Raw genomic sequence first — 18,837 nt, forward strand, 5'->3', positions numbered from 1 at the left:
ACGTCGACCCGTCCCGGGAGGCGGCGTGCGGGCACCGGGCGGGCCCTCTCACCAGGAGCACCGACCCGAACGGTGACGACTCCTTGCACCCCGACACGGTCACCTGTCAAAATGGTGACGTGAATCTTAACCATGTCTTCGTCTGCGGACACCCGGCGCTCGACTTCGCGGCCACCCTGCGCGCCCGGCGTTCGACTCGCTTCGAGATGTTCGTGACTCCGGACCGGCTCAACGCCTGGTACCTGGAGTCCGGGCTTGTGGACACGATCACTCCCGGCGACGAGGACGACGTCCGGGCAGCGGTCACCGTGCGCGAGGCCGCCTACCGCCTGATCACCGACCGCCGCCTCGGCGAGGAGTTCGACCGCGAGGCCCTCGCTGTGCTCAACACGGCCGCGCGCGAGCTTCCCGTGACGCCCCAGCTCACCCCGGCCGGCCGGCACACCGAGGCGACGCCCGCGCAGGCCCTGGCCACCGTCGCCCGGCAGGCCGTCGAGCTGCTCAGCGGCCCGGACGTGCCCCTGCTGAAGGAGTGCGGCAACCCCGAGTGCACGCGGGTCTACATCGACCGCTCCCGCGGCATGCGGCGCCAGTGGTGCGGCATGGAGTCCTGCGGCAACAAGTACAAGGCCGCCGCCTACCGGGCCCGCAAGAAGACCGTGGCGGCGGGCACCGCGAGCTGACGACGGCCCCGGCGCGACCACGTCGCACGAGAACGCGGCGGGAGTACGAAGGGGCGGGGTACGGAGGAAACGCCGGCGGTCCACGAGGTGGGACTCGGACCGCCGGCGCGGGAACGGCTCCGACCACGGGGGGTGTGGCTGGACTCCGGAAGCCGTCCCGGCCCCGCTGCCCGCGTGACAACCGCGGGGCCTCCTCCTGGTGAACGTGTCGGTGCGGGCGAAAGGTTCACGGCCCGCGGCCCCGGGATCCGAAGGGGCACCGCGGCCGTCGCTCAGAAGTACAGGGCCCGGTGACTGCGGTAGGCGAAGTTGTCCCCCGCGCTGAGGATGGTCACGATGTCCTCGCAGTAGCGCCGGTACTCCGTCTCCTGCTCGCGCGGCAGGATGACGGCGACGTCCGCCTCCCGGAGCACGAGCTGACTCATCAGGGGGGCCAGCAACCGCTGCGGCGGAGGCAGCAGCAGCACCTCCATGACCCGGCGGAAGACGTCGGTGAGCGGTCTCTCCCGCTCCGGCGCCCCGGGCCGCGGCCCCGCCCACCCGTCGCTCCACCCACCGGCCCACTCGAACCGCTGCCCGCCCGGCAGCGCGAGGCGGGCCCGGTCGTGCCCGGCGAACAGTTCGAGGCAGGCCGTCAGGTGTCCGAGGTCGGCCGCGGTCACCTCGATCGGGTACAGGCTGGTCAACCGGTCGCCGCGTTCGCTGAGCAGGACGTATCCGGCTCCGTCGTCCGGCGCCGGGCCGACGGGCTCCCCGGCCGCGTGCCAGTCGGACCACAGCGGCAGCTTCAGCAGGACCTGCACCCAGCTGTCGTAGGCGTCCGAGATGATCCGCCCGTCGGCGCAGTCGAGACCCGCGCTGTGGAGCTGGTAGAGCCGGCGGAGCAGCGGTTCTTCTAGGCTCTGGAACTTCGCGAAGAACACGGGGTCGTCCGGGACCAGTACGTACAAGGGACTCCTCCTCCCACCGGCGGGACACCCCGTGGCGGCGCCGTCTCAGCGTCTCAGCATTTCGGCACACGTGTCGACTGTCGAAGAAGAACTACCGGGGCCCGCCCCGTCCCGTGGCAGCTCTGTCGACAGCATGAAGATACCCGCCATGTGCACACTTTGTGCAGACCCCGCACCGCCTGCCGCGGGTTCCGCTACCGCGGGGCCGCCACATGACCGACAATATCTGTGTGCAAACATGCATCGCCCACGGACCGGACCGGGCACCCTCTGGGTCGGCACACATGTCGCCCGGGACAGCGGCCGGCGGGGCGACCGACGGGATGACGTCAGAAATGGTGAGGCCGGCCGCCGGATGGACGCCACAGTGCGCTACACAATCCTCGGCACCGTGCGCGCGCTGCGCGGTGACACCGAGCTCGACCTGGGACCGCCGAAGCGGATGGCCCTGCTCGCCCTGCTGCTGCTGCGTGCTCCCGGTCCGCTCGCCCTGAGCGAGGCGGTGGACATCCTGTGGGACGACGAGCCGCCCCCCAGCGCCGCCAACGTGGTGCACCGGCACATCGGGGCGCTGCGCAGGACGCTGGAACCGGAGCTGCGCAGCAGGTCGCAGGCGGCACACCTGGTGCGCGCCGCGGACGGATACCGGCTGCCGGCCGACACCAGCACCTCCGACCTGCTGTGCTTCCGCGACCTGCGGGCGCGGGCGCAGCTCGCGCTCAAGGGCGGCACACCCGCACGGGCCGCGCAGGACTTCATGGCCGCGCTGCGGCTGTGGCGCGGGCCCGTGGTCGCCGCCGGCACCCATGTGGCCCGGCACCCGGTGTTCACCTCGGTCGGGCACGAGTACGTCGCGACGGTGAAGGAGGCGGCCGACGCGGTTCTCAGGGCGGAGCCCGCACTGACCGAGGAGGTGCTGGCCGCGTTGCGGCGCGCGGTGGAGTGCCACCCCTTCGACGAGGCCCTGCACTGCCGCATCATCGCCGTCCTCGCCGCCACCGGCCGTGGGGGCGAGGCGCTGGAGCAGTTCGAGACGGTCCGCCGGGGGCTGGCCGACGAACTCGGGGTCGAGCCCGGCCCCGAACTGCGCGCCGCCCAGCAGCACCTGCTCCAGCGCAGGGCCGTGGGCGTGCACCGCCGGCCGCCGGACCGGCAGCCCACCGTGACCGGCGTGCCCTCTCAACTGCCCGCGGACTGCGCGTCCTTCGTCGGCCGGCAGCGGGTGCTGAGCCAGTGCCTGGAGCTGCTGCCGCTGGAGGGCGAGAGCCGGCCGCTGACGACGACCGCGGTCGTCTGCGGCATGGCGGGCGTCGGCAAGACCACCCTGGCGGTGCACTGGGGGCACATGGTGGCCGACCACTTCCCCGACGGACGCGTCTACGTGGATCTGCGGGGCCACCACCCGTCCCGGCCACCGCTGGAGCCGAGCGCCGCCGTCGCCGAAATCCTCGACGCGCTCGCCGTGGACCGCGCGCCCCTGCGGCCGAGCGCCGCCGCCCTCGGCTCCGCGTACCGCAGCGCGCTGGCCGGACGCCGGCTGCTGCTGGTGCTGGACGACGCGGCCGACTGCGAGCAGGTACGGCCGCTGCTGCCCGCGGCACCGGGCTGCCTCGCGATCGTCACCAGCCGACGGCGGCTGGAGGGCCTCGCCGTCACCGACAACGCCCGGATCGTCACCCTCGACCCCATGACCCGCGAGGAGGGCCTCGAACTGCTCGACCGGCGCCTGGGAGCGGACCGCACCCGCGCCGAGCCCGCCGCCGCCGCCGAGATCGTGGAACTGTGCGGCGGACTGCCGCTGGCCCTGGCCGTCGCGGGCGCCCGGGCACTGACCCGGCCCTCGCTGACCCTGACCTCGCTCGCGGCCACCCTCCAGGACCCCGTCGGGGGCTTGGCCGCGCTGTCCGGCCACGACGCCCGCACCGACCCGCGCGACGCCTTCCACCGCTCGTACGCCGCCCTGGGTGACAGCGCCGCCCGGCTGTTCCGGCTGCTGGGGCTGCATCCCTCCCGCGACATCACCGTGCCGGCCGCCGCCAGCCTGGCCGCCACCGACCTGCGCCGGACCCGGCAGGACGTGGCCGAGCTGATGGACCATCACCTGCTCGTCGAGCTGGTCGCCGGTCGGTACACCTGCCACGACCTGCTGCGCGCCTACGCGACGGAACTGAGCGAGCTGCTGGACGAGGCGGACGCGCGGTCCGAGGCGCTCGCCCGGATGTTCGAGCACTATCTGCACAGCGCCGAGTCCGCCACCGCGCTGCTGGCGCCGCACCGCGGCAGCGTGACTCTGCCTCCGGCGCGACGCGGCGTCACCCCCCAGCGGTTCGCCGGGCGCGCGGACGCCGCCGAGTGGATCGTCGCGGAGCGCTACCTGTTGCCTGAGCTGGCCCGTTCGCTCGGTCCGACAGGCGAGGCGTTCCGTCGGCAGCTCACCTCGGCCCTGGAGATGTGCGTGACGCCGCGCTGAGGCGACCGGCCGTCCCGGGGTGGCGGGAGAGCACCCGTGCACGTGGGTGGCCACGGCCGGTCGCACATGCTCCGGCACTGCTCAGGCGGCCTCGGGACAGGCGACCGCGCGCAGCTTGCGCAACGCGTTGTGCTGGCGGCTCTTGACGGTGCCCGCCGGCACTCCGAGGATGCAGGCGGTCTCCTTGATGCTGCGGTCGCACAGGTATATGTGCACCAGGACCGCGCGGTGTTCGGGCGAGAGGCGGCCCAGCAGCGGCCTGGTCACCAGGGCGTCGTGCACCGCCTCGGTGGCGTCGGTGCCGCAGACCGGGTCGTTGTAGGTGACTCCGATGAACTCTCTGCGGGCGTGGGGCTTGCGCACCCAGTCGATGACCAGGTGCCGGGTGACGGTGAAGAGCCAGCCTCGGACAGAGCCCTCCATGCCGATCAAGCGGTCGATGTTCCGCCAGGCCCGGATGATGGTTTCCTGCACGATGTCCTCGGCGAGCCCGTGATCCCCCAGCATCTTCTCGGCGTACGAGACGAGACCGTCCCGGTACTCCCTCATGATCGTGCCGAGCAGTTCGGACCGGGACATAGCCGTGAGGGGCGTAGCCATAGTGTTCTGAACCATCCTGGTTCTCAGTCATGCGGCGACCGGGGGCCGGATGTAACCCCCGCGCACGCACTGTAGGTGTTGGCGAGTGCCAGTGAACTGCCGCATTTGTGTCGCCGATGTGCCGCGTGTCCGACCGGCAGACACATGTGAGATGGCATCGCTCGGCGGGACTCAGATCGACCCACCTGACCAGGCACTTTGCTGTTCCCCCGGGGGGTTTCCCACTCTTAACAGGATCCAAACAGGGACAGTTCGTGAGGCGTATCTCACTGGACGCCGAGCCGCCTTGACCACGTCCGAGGTGCCGACCATTGAGCACATGTGTGAACACGTGCAAGGTTTGCGCCAATGACGGACATGGGTCCGGCCGGCGAGGTAGGTGTGTCGGTCTCCCTTTGGGCCGCGACAACGTACGGGGCGGTCGGTGTCGGACCGATCCCGTCCGGGATCTTGACAGGTGAGCACTCGTCGCCACAGCCTATGGCAACGTTGTCAGAGCGGAGAGCGTGCGGCTCGGCAGCGCACCTCGTTTCCGCCACGCCACCGCCTGCGATTGGACGACCCGCCCATGGCCGATCAGCCGAGCCCACCGCACCGCCCGTCCCGGCGGACCGTCGTCACCCGCGGCTCGACCCTGCTGGCCGGGTTCGGCCTCGGGGCGGTGCTCCCCGCGTCCGCCGGCGCCGCCGTACGCACCGCCACTCCGTCCGCCGCCGCTTCGGCCGGCTCGGGGCCGGCCGAGCTGGCCGGCCACCGGCCCGTGCGGGCCTCCTCGCAGGACTACGCGCCCACCCCCGCCGGGTTCGTGACGGACGCGCTGCCCGAGCGGGGCGTGCGCGGCACCGGCTGGCGGGCCGAGGCGGGCGACCCCCAGTGGATCGAGGTCGACCTGGAGGCGGACTGCCGGGTCGACCGGGTACGGCTGACCTTCGAGGCCGACGCAAGCGACCCGGTGTTCACCCCGCCGAGCAGCGGCAACCCGCGGTCGGGCACCACCGGTGAGGAGATCCTCTCCAGCTACGCCACGGAGTTCACGGTCGAGACCTCCCGCGACCGCACCGCCTGGAGCAGCGTCTACCGCACCACCGCGGGCACCGGCGGCACCGTCGACATCCCGCTGCCGAAGCCGGTCACGGCCCGCTGGGTGCGGATGACGTCCCGCCGCCGCTCCAGTCCCCTGCCGCTCGGCCTCAACGGCTTCGAGGTGTACGGCACCGCCCCGCACCCTCGCCCGGAGGCCACCGGCTGGACCGACTGGGGCACCCACCACGGCGCCGCTCCCCGCCTGACCGTCGCCGACGACGGCACCGTGCCGCTGGAGTCCGGCTGGACACTCACCCTGGACGACTGGGCAGGCGGCGAGGGCCCCGCCCTGTCGAAGTCGGGGGTGGACACCAGCCGCTGGCTGCCCGCGACCGTCCCGGGCACCGTCCTGGCCTCCCTGGTCGAGCAGGGCAAGCTGCCCGACCCCGTCGCCGGTCTGAACAACCTGCGCGTCCCCGAGGCGCTGTCCCGGCACTCCTGGTGGTACCGCAGGGCCTTCGCGCTCCCCAAGGGCCTGCGGACCGGCGCCGGGCGGCACGTCTGGCTGGAGTTCGACGGCGTCAACCACAAGGCGGAGATCTGGCTCAACGGACACACGGTCGGCGAGGTGGTCTCCCCCTTCGCCCGCTGCGCCCACGACGTGAGCGACTTCCTGGCGGCCGAGGGGGACAACGCCCTCGCGGTGCGCATCGCCCCCCAGCCCGTGCCCGGCAGCCCGGGCGACAAGGGCCCCGCGGGCGAGGCGTGGGTGGACGCCGGGGCCAACACCATGAACCGCAACTCCCCCACCTACCTCGCCTCCTCGGGCTGGGACTGGATGCCGGCCGTCCGCGACCGGGCGGCCGGGATCTGGAACCACGTACGGCTGAGATCGACCGGCCACCTCGTCATCGGTGACCCGCGCGTGGACACCGTGCTGCCCGCGCTGCCGGACCTGTCGGTGGCCGAGCTGACCGTGACCGTCCCGGTCCGCAACGCCGACGCCCGCGACCACGAGGCCACCGTCGCCGCCGCCTTCGGCGACGTCCGCGTCTCGCGCACGGTCACCGTCCCGGCCGGCACGTCGCTCGACGTCGTCTTCACCCCCGGCGCGTTCGCCGCGCTGCGCGTGAAGAACCCCGACCTGTGGTGGCCCAACGGCCTGGGCGAGCCCACGCTGCACGACCTCACCCTGACGGTGCGCAGCGGCGGCGCCGAGAGCGACCGGCGCACCACCCGCTTCGGCATGCGGCAGTTCGGCTACGCGTACGACACCCCGCTGAAGTTCACGCCGTCCTCCGACGCCTACACGCAGACCGTCCCGCTCGGCGCCCGGCGCGCCCGGTACGTGCGGGTGCGCTGCCTGAGCCGGGCCACGGGCTGGGGCAGCTCGCTGTGGACGCTGTCGGTGCTCGACTCCGCCCGGCCCGGCACCGACCTCGCGCTGCACGCCCCGGCCACCGCCTCCAGCCAGGACGAGGACGGCCACGGCCCGGCCAACGCCACCGACGGCGACGCCGGCACCCGCTGGTCCTCCGCCTTCGCCGACGACCAGTGGATCCGCGTCGACCTCGGCTCGACGCAGTCCTTCGACCGGGTCGACCTGACCTGGGAGCAGGCGTACGCGCTGACCTTCGTCGTCCAGGTCTCCGAGGACGGCGAGCAGTGGAGCGACGCCGCGTCCGTGGACAACACGGCCGTCCCGCTGCCCTTCAACACGGCCGACGCCAGCCTGCGCGTGACCGACTTCGAGGCGCGTACCGCCCGTTACGTCCGGCTGTCGTGCGGGATACGCAACACCAGCTGGGGCAACTCGCTGTGGGCCCTCGCGGTCGTGGACAGCGCCGCGCCCGGCACCGACCTCGCCCTGCGCCAGAAGACCACCGCCTCCAGCGCGGAGGACAGCCACGCCGCCGAGCACGCCACCGACGGCAACCCCGGCACCCGCTGGTCCTCGGCCTACGAGGACCACCAGTGGATCCAGGTCGATCTCGGCGCCCCTCGGCGCTTCGACCGGGTCGCGGTCGTGTGGGAGCAGGCGTACCCGAAGACGTACACCGTCCAGACCTCCGACGACGGCGAGACCTGGAGCGACGTCACGACCGTCTCGAACACCCCGGACCCGCTGAAGATCAGTGTGAACGGCGTGCGGGTGCTGGTGCGCGGCGGCAACTGGGGCTGGGACGAACTGCTGCGCCGGATGCCCGCCGAGCGGATGGACGCGGCCGTGCGGATGCACCGCGCGATGAACTTCACGATGATCCGCAACTGGGTCGCCAGCAGCAACCGCGAGGAGTTCTACGCCGCCTGCGACCGGCACGGCATCCTGGTGTGGAACGACTTCCCCAACGCCTGGAGCATGGACCCGCCGGACCACGAGGCATTCGTGTCCGCCGCCCGCGACACCGTGCTGCGCTACCGTCTCCACCCGAGCGTGGCGGTATGGTGCGGCGCCAACGAGGGCAACCCGCCGGCCGCGATCGACCAGGGCATGCGCGGGGCGGTGGAGGACCAGGCTCCCGGCATCCTCTACCAGAACAACTCCGCCGGGGGGATCGTCAACGGCGGCGGCCCCTACGGCTATGTCGAGCCGGAGCGGTACTTCGACCCGTCGACGTACGGCACCAAGGACTTCGGCTTCCACACCGAGATCGGCATGCCGGTCGTCTCCACCGCCGAGAGCCTGCGCGCCATGATCGGCGAGGACGGGCCCGAGTGGCCGATCGGCAAGGCCTGGTACCACCACGACTGGAGCGAGCGCGGCAACCAGGCCCCGCAGAACTACCGCGCCGCCATCGAGAAGCGGCTCGGCACGGCCCGCGACCTGGACGACTTCTCGCGCAAGGCGCAGTTCGTCAACTACGAGAACTTCCGCGCCATGTTCGAGGCGTGGAACGCCCACCTCTGGGACAACGCCAGCGGTCTGATGCTGTGGATGTCCCACCCCGCGTGGCACAGCACGGTCTGGCAGACGTACGACTACGACTTCGACGTCAACGGCGCCTACTTCGGCTGCCGCACCGCCTGCGAGCCGCTGCACGTGCAGGCCGACCCGGTGAACTGGCAGGTCATCGCGGTCAACCACAGCCGAGCGGCGCTGAAGGACACACGGGTCACCGCCGAGACGTACGACCTGTCGGGGCGCCGGATCGCGTCGGCCCGCCAGGCCCGGCTGGACGTCGCCCCGGCGGCCTCGGCCAAGGCCTTCACCGTGCCGCCCGGGGACGACCTGCCGGACCTGCACCTGCTGCGGCTGACCCTCACCGGAGCCCGGGGCGAGGTGCTGTCCCGCAACACCTACTGGCGTTCCCGCACCCCCGAGTCGCTGCGCGGCCTGGACCAGGTCCGGGCCAGGCTGTCGGCCTCGCTGTCCCCCGTGTCGCGCGAGGGCGAGCGGCGCCGGGCGACGGCCACGGTCCGCAACCGCGGGACGGCGGTCGCCGCGATGGTCCGGCTCTCCCTGCTGGACCAGGACGGCGCCCGGATCCTGCCGACGCTCTACGACGACAACTACCTGTGGCTGCTGCCCGGTGAGACCCGCACGGTGGCCCTTTCCTGGCCCGCCTCCGCCCAGCCGTCGGGCCGCACGAGGCTGCGGGTGGAGGGGTACAACACTCCCCCGGTGACGGTGCGCGGCTGAGCGGCACGGTCCGACCGGACGCGGAGCCCGCGTCCACCTTCGGGTGGGCGCGGGCTCTCGTGTTTCGCCCACGCCGCCTGTCCGCGAGAGCCGGTGCGTGAACCAACCGTGCGGGCTTCTCGTGTCCCTTGTGCACGACGGACGCCGCAAAGGCCGTGTCGCAAGGAGCACGGGGCGAGCCGGTGCCAGGACGTGTGTCCGCCGACGCACGCGTCCGCCCCGGTCGCCTCGAAGTCATGCCGCCCCCGGGCGGCCAGGCACAGGAGGACGATGGACAGGCCAGGAGGAAGACGTCTGGAGGCGGCCCTCGACGACTTCGCCGAACAGCACGGGGTACTGAGCCGGGCCCGGGAGCAGATCCGGGCGCTGTCGGTGACCGCACGGTCCGGGGACGGCGTGGTGGAGGTCACGGTGAACGCCGAGGGCCGCATGGCGGGGATACGGTTCGTCGGCCGGCGGTTCCGTGAGATGACGCCCGGACAGCTGGGCGAGAGCGTCATGGTGGCCCTGGCGACGGCGCGCTCGGAGGTCGTGGCTCGCACCACCGCGGTGGTGGCGACCGCCTCCCGCCGGTTGCCGGAGGCCGTGGAGGCGGCCGCGTCGAGAGCACCTGCGTCCCCCGGACCGGTCCGCGACGCCCCGGCCGTGTGCTGGCGCGGTTTCGTGCGGGAGGCCCGGGCGGAACTCACCGAGCCGGCGGGGTCGCGGCCGCAGGAACCGCTGTGGGGACCGAGCCGTCCCCGTGCGCGGTGCGCCGCCGGTCACCCGCCGCCGTTCGAACTGCGGGAAGCGGTGATGGCCCTGCGGGCCGCGGTGTGCCTCGCCGTCGTCGAGCACCGGTCGTCCCCGGCATGCGGCTGCGAGGCCACGTAGCGGGACCGGACGATCGCTGTGACATAGATATTCAGCCACACGTATTTACGTTTCTCACACACGTGGCAGTATGGGTATGTGTTCCGGGAGTCCGCCGGCGGGGTCGTGCCCGCCCGGTCCCGGCCGCGACGGGAGGAGCCGCACCACCATGCCCAACGCTCTGAGTGGGGACGCCGTCGTCCGCGTCAGCGACGACGTCTACTCGGTGACCGGCAGCAACACCAACTGGGTGATTGTCAAAGAGGGCGACGTCTGCACCCTCATCGACACCGGCTATCCCGGCGACCGCGACGCGGTCCTGGCCTCGCTGGAGGCTGTGGGGATGGAGCCGCGGTCGGTGGCGGCCGTCCTGGTCACACACGCGCACAACGATCACATCGGCGCGGCCGAGCACCTGCGTTCCGAGTACGACGTCCCGGTCCTGATGCACCAGGAAGAGGTGCCGCACGCCCGCCGCGACTTCCTCGACCAGGTGTCCGTGGGGCAGATCCTGGCGCAGGCATGGCGGCCCGGTGTGGTCCCGTGGGCCGTGCACGCGCTGCGCGCCGGCGGAACCTCCCACGTTCCGGTCACGCACCCGGGGGCCTTCCCCTCCCCGGGCGCGCTCGACCTGCCCGGCCGTCCCGTTCCCGTGCACACCCCCGGGCACACCCGCGGCCACTGCGCCTATCTGCTGCCTGACCAGGGGATCCTGGTCACGGGCGACGCCCTGGTGACCGCGCACCCCACGTCGCGGATCCAGGGACCGCAGCTGCTGCCCGACATGTTCCACGGCGACCGCCCCGGGGCCCTCGACTCCCTGTCGGTGATCGAGTGCCTGGACGCCGATGTCCTGCTCCCCGGTCACGGACCGGTGCACCACGGCCCGGCCGAAAAGGCCGCCCGAACCGCCCGGGAGCACGTTCTCAGCCACACCTGATCTTCGGAGTACGGCCGTCGCCCAGGGTTCGGCGGCACACTTGCCGGGCATTCTGGTTAAAAGGAACCTGAGTGCGGGGTGACCCCTGCGGACGTGAACGGCGCCAAAACTGTCACTTCCCCGCATACACCGTCACATCTGCGCTTATCGTGAAAGGTGAACATGCCCGGCGTACCGTCAGGCGTCGACACTTATCTGCACAGGCCCCGACCCGTGGGTACTATGCGCAGCACTATCCATATCGAGGGAGTGAAACGGTTGTGACCAGCCAGTCAACCGCCCCCCTCCGGTCGCGCTTGGTGGACCAAGCCGCGTCGGACCTGGAGGAGAACCGCCGCCGCCAGCGGGAACTGACGGACCAGATGACTATGTTGCAGCAGGAGGAGGCCCTGCTGACGGACATCTTGGGCCTCGCCCAGCGCTACGAAGGGTTTGCGGACCCGTCCCGGCTGCCCGAGCAGTTGCAGGACGAGCCGGTCGTTGCGAGGGCGAAGCGGACGGGTACGGCAGGAACCTCTGCGGCCGGTGACCGGGCGAAGGGTGGCGCGAAGGGGAAGCCGCGCCGACCCCTGCTCGGGGACCTGCTGCTGGAACTGCTCGGCGGACACGACGGGCCGCGCCTGGCGAAGGAACTCCGCGACGAGCTTCTGGAGAAGCACCCGGACCGCAACCCGACGCCGCAGGTGGTGCGGAACACGTTGGAGTCCCTGGTGGCCAAGGGACGGATCCAGCGCCACAAGCAGCAGCGGTCCGTGATGTACACCCTCAGCCAGTCGGAGGCGGGCGCCTGATCCGTCGGCTCGTCCCGCCCGCGGCGGGACGAGCCCGCCGCGGTATGTGCCACGGGGCGACGCGGTCCGCCGCCGGGCGGGCCGCCGCTCGTCGTTCCCGGAAGCCGCTTTTTCCGGCTCCACGCACCCGACCCGTCCCACGACCGGTGGTCGTGGGACGGGTCGGGTGCGTGGAGCGGGTGCGTGGAGCGGGTGGACGCGGGACGGGTGGTCAGGCCCGCCAGATGTTGTCGAACGCGGCTTCCTCGACGTCCCGGCGCAGCCGGGCGGCCTCGAGGTCCGTCACCGCGTCCCCGACGGCGGCCAGCACCGTGTTCACCGCGTCGTCCGGGGCCAGCAACGCGCCGTCGGTCTCCGGGGTGGCCTCACCGGCCGTGAGGAGGACCATCAGACCGGCGAGTACCGGATCACCGGAGGCCAGGCGCTCCCGCGCGTGCCGGTACTGCGGCGAGTCGGCCGGCTCGACGGGCGCCGACCGCAGCCGCAGTCCGCGGCCGTGCGGGCGGACGAGGAGACCGGCTCGGTGCAGGTCCGCCGCGTAGGCCTCGGCGAGTCCCTCGCCGCGGCGCCACAGCCATTGCTCGACGGTTTCACGGGGCTGGAGCCGGACGAGCGCGGCGAACGCCTCCTCCAGCAGCGGTGCGTCCGAGGCCGCCCCCTCGCCCGGGACCATGCGGTCGCCGTCGAGGGACAGCCGCCCGTCCGCGAGCAGGTCGGCCGCTTCGGCACCCGCGAGCGCGAGGGAGAGATCGCCCTGTTCCACGGCCCGGCCGGGCGGCAATGCCAGGGTGATGAGTGTGAGTTCGCGCGCGGTGCTCATGCGTCCCTCCTGGTCTCCAGCAGGCGCAGCCACACCTCGCTGATCGTGGGGAAGGCCGGTACGGCGTGCCAGAGGCGCTCCACGGGAACCTCCCCGGCTATCGCCACGGTGGCCGAGTACAGCAGTTCGCCGACGCCCGGCCCGGCGAACGTGGCGCCGACGACGACCTCACGCTTGCGGTCGACGAGGATGCGGGCCCTCCCCCGGTAGTCCGGGCGGTACTGCAGGGAGCCCGCCAGGTGACCGAGCTCGTAGTCGACGACCTCGACGTCGCGGCCCTCGCGTTCGGCCTCGGCGGCCGTCAGGCCCACCGTGGCGATCTCGGGGTCGGTGAAGACGACGCCCGGGACGGCCTCGCCGTCGGCCGTGGCGCTGTGCGGTGCCCAGCGCCCGGTCGCCGGTCGCTCCCCGCGCGACCGCGCGACGATCACGGCACCGGCGATCCGTGCCTGGTACTTGCCCTGGTGGGTGAAGAGCGCCCGCCGGTTGACGTCACCGACGGCGTACAGCCAGTTCCCGGGCACGTCGGTGACGGTCAGGCTGTCGTCGGTGGCGAGCCACTCCCCCGGCTCCAGGCCCACGGCTTCGAGCCCCACGTCCGCGGAGCGCGGCGCGCGGCCGGTGGCGAAGAGGACCTCGTCGACGACGACCTCATCTCCGTCGGCCAGGGTGATCCGTACTTCGTCGGCCGCTCCGTCCCGCTCCCGCCTCACGGCGGTGACCGAGACACCGAACCGGACGTCCGCTCCCGCCTCCCGCAGCCGTTCGGTGACCAGTTCGCCCGCGAAGGGCTCCATACGGGGCAGCAGCCCGTCTTCCCGGACGAGCATGGTCACCCGGCTGCCCAGCCCCTGCCAGGCGGTGGCCATCTCGACGCCGACCACTCCCGCACCGACGATCGCGAGGCGGCGCGGGACCGTACGGGCAGCGGTCGCCTCCCGGCTGGTCCAGGGCCTCACCTCCTCGATGCCGGGCAGCGGGGGCAGCGCGGCGCTGCTGCCGGTGCACACGGCGACGGCGTGCCGGGCACGCAGCAGTACGGTCTCGCCGTCCGGGGTCTCGACGGACACCTCGCGCTCCCCCGCCAGGCGCCCGTGTCCACGCAGCAGTTCGATGCCGGCGGACTTCAGCCATTCGACCTGGCCGTCGTCGTTCCAGTCGGCGGACATGCGGTCGCGGTGGGCGAGGACGGCCTCGGTGTCGAGCGGGTTGCGGACGGCGGGGTCGATCCCGGGGATGTGCGCGGCGTCGGCACGCAGCACGACCGGACGCAGCAGCGCCTTACTGGGCTCGCACGCCCAGTACGAGCATTCGCCGCCGACCAGCTCGCTCTCCACGACGAGGGTGCTCAGGCCCGCCGCGGCGGTGCGGTCGGCGACGTTCTCGCCGACCGGTCCCGCACCGATCACGATGACGTCGTACGTACGGATGTCCTCGGTCGCCATGCGTGGCCTCCTGGAGATGGGATGGGGTGAGGTGGGGGGTGGGTCACGGGACTGGCGGGACGAAGAGCCCGCCGGGATGGGCGGTCCCGGCGCGGTGGGGGAAGGTCAACCGCGCCGGGACCGGGTCTCAGCGGCCGGGCGCGCGCTCGGTGACCTCCTGGAGGAACCACTCGTTGCCGTCGGGGTCGGCGAAGGAGGCGAAGGTCCCGTAGCTGGCCCGCTCCGGGTGGAGCCCGGGGACGCGGTGGGCGTCACCGGCGTGGTGGAAGGCGCCCGTCTCGTCGCGGAACGGTCCGGAGAGCTCCACGCCGTACGACTCCAGTTCCTTCTGGGCCTCGACGATGTCGGTGACCGTCAGCTGGAGGCCGTGGAGCGTGCCCGGCTCCTGGGCCGTCAGGCCGCGCCCGAAGATGACCGAGCACTCGGAGCCGGGCGGGGTGACCTGCACGATCCGGTAGCCCTCGTTGATCGGGAAATCGGCATCGAGACGCCAGCCGAGCCGCTCGGCGTAGAAGGCCTTGGCGCGGTCCACGTCGGAGACCGGCAGAACGACGACTTCGAGCTTCATGTCCACAGAAATGTTCCCGCTTTCGATTCGAATGGTGGTGCTACTGTCCGGCGCCGTCGGCATGTGCCGCATCAGTCACCTGACGGTGTTGTCGGGATTTGTCAGCCGCCTCAGCACCTTCAGCAGGTGCCTCGGACGGAGTGACCGATTCGTTACCCGGGTCGTCGGTACGTGCCCGACCTTGGATACGTGTGAAGAGTGGTGCCCTCCGTAGACGGGCCTTCGCGCTCGCCGCGGAGGGCGTCGTGATCCCGATCATGGAAGGACAGATCTTGAGAAGATTCCTCCCCGCCTCCCGCGCCGGACGCGCGCTCACGGTGGGTGCCGCGCTGCTCTCCGCCGGAGCGGCCCTCGCCCCGGCCGGATCGGCGGCGGCGAGCACGGTGCCGGCCAGCCGGCACACGGTGGACTACGTCGCCCTCGGCGACTCGTACGCCTCCGCCCCGCTCGTTCCCACCCAGGTGGACGCGACCTGTCTGCGCTCCGACAGCAACTACGCCTCGCTCGTGGCGCGTTCGCGGTCCGCGTCGCTGACGGACGTCACCTGCTCCGGGGCCACCACCGCCGACATGACGGCCTCGCAGACCGAAGGTGTACCGGCCCAGCTCGACGCCCTGAACCGGGGCACCGACCTGGTCACGATCACCATCGGCGGCAATGACATCGGCTTCTCCACCGTGCTGGGCACCTGCGCCCAGCTCACCTCGGCCGATCCGACCGGCAGCCCGTGCCGGACCCACTTCGCGGGCTCCGGCGACGACCAGATCACGCAGGCCGTCGCGGACACCGGTCCGAAGGTCGCCAAGGTGCTGCGGAGCATCCACCGGCGTGCACCGCACGCCCGGGTCGTGGTGGTCGGCTACCCCGACCTCTTCCCGGACGACGGCGTCGGCTGCACCAGCAAGACCGTGCCGCTGGCCATGGGCGACTTCGCCTGGCTGCGCGACAAGGAGAAGGAGCTGAACTCGATGCTGGCCCGTCAGGCGCGGCACGGCGGAGCGCAGTACGTGAACACGTACACGCCGACCGTCGGCCACGACCTGTGCAAGCCGACCGGCGAGCGCTGGATCGAGACCTTCGCGCCGGAGACACCGGCGGCTCCGGTGCACCCCAACGCCACGGGCGAGAGCGCGATGGCGGGTGCGGTCAAGGCGGCCCTCGCACGACACGGCCGCCACTGACGCTTAGGCGTGGTGCCCGCGGATGATCAGGTCCGCATGGTCCGATGCGGCCCGTCCGTCAGAGGAAGCTCGACACGGACGGGCCGTATCCCCCGAGCACCACGCTCTCCGTCCAGTGCCACACCTGGACGGCGGTGGGCCGGTCCGGCTCCTCGGCGGCCGCGATGGTCTGCGGAGCTTTCCCGGCGGACCGCTCGGCCGCGCCGGCGGTGACTCGGCCTCCGGCACGACGTGGGTGTCTCCTGAGGGCCATGCGCTGTCCTTGCTCTCCGTGGCGGTGTGGGCCGACCGGAGAAGGAAGCGGGTCCCGCACCCGGGGGCGTGGAGTGGTGCGGGACCCGCGTTCAGGGGGGGGATCAGGCAGCGGCGGCGGCGTTGATGCTGACGGGCACGTTGCCGCGCGTGGCCTTGGAGTACGGGCAGATCTGGTGCGCGGCCTCGGCGAGCTGCTGGGCGGTGGCCTGGTCGACGCCGCCGAGGACGGGGCTGAGGACCGCGGAGAGGGAGAACTCCCCGTCGTCACCGTGGGTGAGGGTGATCTCCGCCGTGATGTTGGTGCTGGTCAGCCGGACCTTGCGCTCGGCTGCGGCGCGGCGCAGGGCGCCGAGGAAGCAAGCCGCCCACCCGGCCGCGAGGAGCTGCTCGGGGTTGGTCGCGTTGCCCGCGCCGCCCAGCTCCTTGGGGATCGCGAGGCTGGTCGTCAGCAGACCGTCGGCGGAGGTCACGCGACCGCCGTTGCGGCCCTCTCCGTCGACGTCGACAACGGCGGTGTAGGTGACTGCCATGACTGGTGCTCCCTGATTCCGGTTCACGAAAGGTTTGACGACACCTCCCGACCGGCACTTCCGCGCCATCACCGGTTGAGGTGGTGACGTAATCATGGCAGCCATCTGCGTCACCCGTCAAGGCGGTTATGTGTTGGATGTGCGCCGGATCCTCGGCCCGACACACCCGGCTCCCTACGGCAGTGCGAAACCGAGCTGTTCGGCGGCGGCCCCGGGCCCGGTAGCGCCCCAACGCTCCACCACCTGCTCAGTGGTGGAGAAGGAACGCAGTTCGGCGCCGTCGAGGTAGAGCCTTCCCTCCAGGTGGTCGGTCTCGTGCTGCACGATCCGCGCCCCGATCCCCTCGTACTCCTCCACCAGCTGCTGCCCGGCCTCGTCCTGGCGGGTCACCTTGATCCGGCCCGGACGCGCCACCACGGCCTGCCAGCCCGGCACGCTCAGGCACCCCTCGTATCCCCCCACCCGCCGTCGGCCCACGGCCTGGTACGACGGATTGATCAGGACCGTGAACGGTACGGGCTGCTGACCGCGCTTGATCAGCCTATCCGCGAGCGCCTCGGGAGTGGCCAGCACGGCGAGCCCGAGCGAAAGCCCGATCTGAGGCGCCGCCAGCCCGACCGCGCTGTTGATGCTCTCCATCGTCTCGCGCATCCGGACGATCAGCCGGCCGAGCAGGTCGTCGTCCAACTGCCCGTCGTACGCGACCGCCTGCTGCCGGAGCACGGGATCACCGGCCTGCATCACGCTCAACGGCCCCGGCTTGTCGAGGAGCTCAGCGACTTGGTCAGCGAGTCGACTGCTTGCCATGTCTGGCCTTTCGTCGTCGAGTTGCAATGTTTCTCGCTACCGGAAAGGCGGCGCAGAAACATGACGAAGATACCCGAGCAATGTTGCCATAGACACATATCTCGACATGATCGTACCGAGCACGTATGCTCTAGCACGCATATGGAGCGGTACGGGAAGCGCGCATCGACGGCGCCGGACGCTCCTCAGCGGAAGCGGAGAGAGCGCCAGAGGGCGGAAATCGACTCGGCCCTGAGTAGTCGGCGCTCGGGAAAATCGTTCTGAGCGAAGAATCGAACAGTTCGAATATGGTGCCGATGTCGGCACAATGACCTCGCCCGGGCGATCTGTGCCATTGCCCGGGCGTCAGTCGTGGCGTCCCACGGAACGCCTCTCATTGACGTGACGTACATCTGGTAAGCCTGAGAGACCCTCCCTTGAGGAGGGGTCCCTTGCGGGGGTCGGTCCCTTGAGGCGCCAGGTCAGTCTCAGGTCGCCCGCCGCAGTGGGACGACGACCCGCTCCCCCAGTCGGCCGGGGGTCAGCCGGTAGTACTTGATATGTCCGATCTTCTCGGTCTCCTCCAGCCATCCCAGCTCGATCACCTGCTTGCGCGTGCGCGAGAAGACCGGAGGGGCCATGCCCACCAGCTGGGCCAGCTGAGCCGCCGTCTCCAGCACCGCACCTGAGCGATCCGTCGGGTGCAGCGCGTAGAGCATGACGACGAGCCGCTGGTTGGCGGTCATCCCGGCCGTGGCCTCCAGCAACTTGAGGTTCTGCTGCTTGATGTCACTGGTCACTTTGCCTCCCACCGCGCTGGGGTGTTCTCGTCGAAGCCCGGGATGTCCGGCGGATTACATGCTTTCACCGCTTCACGCTGTTCCAAGCCCGTTCCGTGAAAAGCGATGTACGGGCTGATCCGGTACAGGTTGTAGTTTCCGATACGGCCACGGACCACCAGGATGCGGTGCTTGGTCAGCTTTCTGTTGATCTTCCCCACCGCGTCGGTCGACATGCCTACTCGCTGACCGATGTCGGCCCCCGTGGCCCGCAGCGGCTCCATTCCTTCCGGTGAAACACCGATCCACCACAGGACGAGGAACTTCTGGCTGGGCGTGAACGACTTGGACTCCGTGATGGCCTCGACCCTGGCCTTGTCCACCTGGGTGTGCCGACCGGAGAAGGCGTACGGCACGTAGGGAACGGGCTCACCGGTATCGGCGTCGACCAGTCTGCGTACTACTCCCAACAGGACCTCCGTGCATGGGTCATGGCCGCAGTGTTCCCTTGGGGCGCTCCTGGA

Annotated in this window: 17 protein-coding genes; 7 read left to right on the forward strand and 10 right to left on the reverse strand. The window is 71.5% G+C overall.

Features of this window, described 5'->3' with window-relative positions; genetic code table 11:
* Positions 1–119: 119 nt before the first annotated feature.
* Positions 120–683, forward strand: coding sequence for a CGNR zinc finger domain-containing protein (locus IE94_RS0121050; RefSeq protein WP_030186607.1), 564 nt, complete (start codon positions 120–122; stop codon positions 681–683).
* 272 nt (positions 684–955) lie between these two features.
* Here IE94_RS0121050 and IE94_RS0121055 read toward each other — a convergent pair whose 3' ends face one another.
* On the reverse strand, positions 956–1,633 hold the full coding sequence (locus IE94_RS0121055; protein WP_030186613.1) for a hypothetical protein: 678 nt from the start codon (positions 1,631–1,633) through the stop codon (positions 956–958).
* A 367-nt stretch (positions 1,634–2,000) separates the two neighbouring features.
* Here IE94_RS0121055 and IE94_RS35875 point away from each other — a divergent pair, with 367 nt between their 5' ends.
* Positions 2,001–4,103 carry an AfsR/SARP family transcriptional regulator gene (locus IE94_RS35875; RefSeq protein WP_245235291.1) on the forward strand — a complete coding sequence of 701 codons (2,103 nt, stop codon included), beginning with the start codon at positions 2,001–2,003 and terminating at the stop codon, positions 4,101–4,103.
* An 81-nt stretch (positions 4,104–4,184) separates the two neighbouring features.
* Here the strand turns inward: IE94_RS35875 and IE94_RS0121065 are convergent, their stop codons facing one another.
* On the reverse strand, positions 4,185–4,682 hold the full coding sequence (locus IE94_RS0121065) for a sigma-70 family RNA polymerase sigma factor (protein WP_037923111.1): 498 nt from the start codon (positions 4,680–4,682) through the stop codon (positions 4,185–4,187).
* Positions 4,683–5,271: 589 nt separating this feature from the next.
* On the opposite strand from IE94_RS0121065, the gene IE94_RS0121070 reads away from it, so the two are divergent.
* The 4 genes from IE94_RS0121070 (at position 5,272) to IE94_RS0121085 (ending at position 11,949) form a co-directional block, all read left to right on the forward strand.
* The gene (locus IE94_RS0121070; RefSeq protein ID WP_030186617.1) at positions 5,272–9,366 is read left to right on the forward strand and encodes a discoidin domain-containing protein; all 4,095 of its coding nucleotides are present in this window, start codon (positions 5,272–5,274) and stop codon (positions 9,364–9,366) included.
* A 270-nt stretch (positions 9,367–9,636) separates the two neighbouring features.
* Positions 9,637–10,239, forward strand: a complete 603-nt coding sequence (locus tag IE94_RS0121075) for a YbaB/EbfC family nucleoid-associated protein (RefSeq protein WP_030186620.1) — start codon at positions 9,637–9,639, stop codon at positions 10,237–10,239.
* Positions 10,240–10,387: 148 nt separating this feature from the next.
* Positions 10,388–11,158 (forward strand): MBL fold metallo-hydrolase, encoded by a 771-nt coding sequence (locus IE94_RS0121080; RefSeq protein ID WP_030186622.1) that lies wholly within the window; start codon positions 10,388–10,390, stop codon positions 11,156–11,158.
* Positions 11,159–11,418: 260 nt separating this feature from the next.
* Positions 11,419–11,949 (forward strand): hypothetical protein, encoded by a 531-nt coding sequence (locus IE94_RS0121085; protein ID WP_030186623.1) that lies wholly within the window; start codon positions 11,419–11,421, stop codon positions 11,947–11,949.
* A 211-nt stretch (positions 11,950–12,160) separates the two neighbouring features.
* On the opposite strand, the gene IE94_RS0121090 is transcribed toward IE94_RS0121085, so the two are convergent.
* The 3 genes from IE94_RS0121090 to IE94_RS0121100 form a co-directional block, all read right to left on the reverse strand.
* Positions 12,161–12,769, reverse strand: a complete 609-nt coding sequence (locus IE94_RS0121090; protein ID WP_030186625.1) for a GPP34 family phosphoprotein — start codon at positions 12,767–12,769, stop codon at positions 12,161–12,163.
* A complete protein-coding gene (locus IE94_RS0121095; protein WP_030186627.1) occupies positions 12,766–14,214 on the reverse strand; it encodes a dihydrolipoyl dehydrogenase family protein in 1,449 nt (482 codons plus the stop codon). Before IE94_RS0121095 ends, IE94_RS0121090 begins: the two co-directional genes overlap by 4 nt.
* Positions 14,215–14,341: 127 nt before the next feature.
* A complete protein-coding gene (locus IE94_RS0121100; protein ID WP_030186630.1) occupies positions 14,342–14,788 on the reverse strand; it encodes a VOC family protein in 447 nt (148 codons plus the stop codon).
* 251 nt (positions 14,789–15,039) lie between these two features.
* On the opposite strand from IE94_RS0121100, the gene IE94_RS0121105 reads away from it, so the two are divergent.
* Positions 15,040–15,963 carry an SGNH/GDSL hydrolase family protein gene (locus IE94_RS0121105; protein ID WP_209441077.1) on the forward strand — a complete coding sequence of 308 codons (924 nt, stop codon included), beginning with the start codon at positions 15,040–15,042 and terminating at the stop codon, positions 15,961–15,963.
* A gap of 58 nt (positions 15,964–16,021) precedes the next feature.
* On the opposite strand, the gene IE94_RS0121110 is transcribed toward IE94_RS0121105, so the two are convergent.
* The 5 genes from IE94_RS0121110 to IE94_RS0121130 all read right to left on the reverse strand — a co-directional run bounded on the left by IE94_RS0121110 (position 16,022) and on the right by IE94_RS0121130 (position 18,783).
* Positions 16,022–16,216: a hypothetical protein gene (locus tag IE94_RS0121110; RefSeq protein WP_030186634.1), complete on the reverse strand. Its 195-nt coding sequence runs from the start codon at positions 16,214–16,216 to the stop codon at positions 16,022–16,024.
* Positions 16,217–16,319: 103 nt separating this feature from the next.
* Positions 16,320–16,748, reverse strand: a complete 429-nt coding sequence (locus IE94_RS0121115) for an Ohr family peroxiredoxin (protein WP_030186635.1) — start codon at positions 16,746–16,748, stop codon at positions 16,320–16,322.
* Positions 16,749–16,922: 174 nt separating this feature from the next.
* On the reverse strand, positions 16,923–17,555 hold the full coding sequence (locus tag IE94_RS0121120) for a peptide deformylase (protein WP_030186636.1): 633 nt from the start codon (positions 17,553–17,555) through the stop codon (positions 16,923–16,925).
* A gap of 467 nt (positions 17,556–18,022) precedes the next feature.
* Positions 18,023–18,334 (reverse strand): cyclic nucleotide-binding domain-containing protein, encoded by a 312-nt coding sequence (locus IE94_RS0121125; RefSeq protein WP_030186638.1) that lies wholly within the window; start codon positions 18,332–18,334, stop codon positions 18,023–18,025.
* Positions 18,331–18,783: a MarR family transcriptional regulator gene (locus IE94_RS0121130; RefSeq protein ID WP_030186640.1), complete on the reverse strand. Its 453-nt coding sequence runs from the start codon at positions 18,781–18,783 to the stop codon at positions 18,331–18,333. Before IE94_RS0121130 ends, IE94_RS0121125 begins: the two co-directional genes overlap by 4 nt.
* Positions 18,784–18,837: the final 54 nt, after the last annotated feature.

The organism is Streptomyces violaceorubidus (assembly GCF_000717995.1).
In the GTDB taxonomy this organism is placed as follows: Bacteria; Actinomycetota; Actinomycetes; order Streptomycetales; family Streptomycetaceae; genus Streptomyces; species Streptomyces violaceorubidus.

Coding starts and splice junctions, on each gene's coding strand:
- IE94_RS0121095 (WP_030186627.1), bottom strand. CDS start 14,214: ATGGCGACCGAGGACATCCGTACGTACGACGTCATCGTGATCGGTGCG.
- IE94_RS0121080 (WP_030186622.1), top strand. CDS start 10,388: ATGCCCAACGCTCTGAGTGGGGACGCCGTCGTCCGCGTCAGCGACGAC.
- IE94_RS0121115 (WP_030186635.1), bottom strand. CDS start 16,748: ATGGCAGTCACCTACACCGCCGTTGTCGACGTCGACGGAGAGGGCCGC.
- IE94_RS0121065 (WP_037923111.1), bottom strand. CDS start 4,682: ATGTCCCGGTCCGAACTGCTCGGCACGATCATGAGGGAGTACCGGGAC.
- IE94_RS0121090 (WP_030186625.1), bottom strand. CDS start 12,769: ATGAGCACCGCGCGCGAACTCACACTCATCACCCTGGCATTGCCGCCC.
- IE94_RS0121105 (WP_209441077.1), top strand. CDS start 15,040: ATGGAAGGACAGATCTTGAGAAGATTCCTCCCCGCCTCCCGCGCCGGA.
- IE94_RS0121070 (WP_030186617.1), top strand. CDS start 5,272: ATGGCCGATCAGCCGAGCCCACCGCACCGCCCGTCCCGGCGGACCGTC.
- IE94_RS0121110 (WP_030186634.1), bottom strand. CDS start 16,216: ATGGCCCTCAGGAGACACCCACGTCGTGCCGGAGGCCGAGTCACCGCC.
- IE94_RS0121120 (WP_030186636.1), bottom strand. CDS start 17,555: ATGGCAAGCAGTCGACTCGCTGACCAAGTCGCTGAGCTCCTCGACAAG.
- IE94_RS0121075 (WP_030186620.1), top strand. CDS start 9,637: ATGGACAGGCCAGGAGGAAGACGTCTGGAGGCGGCCCTCGACGACTTC.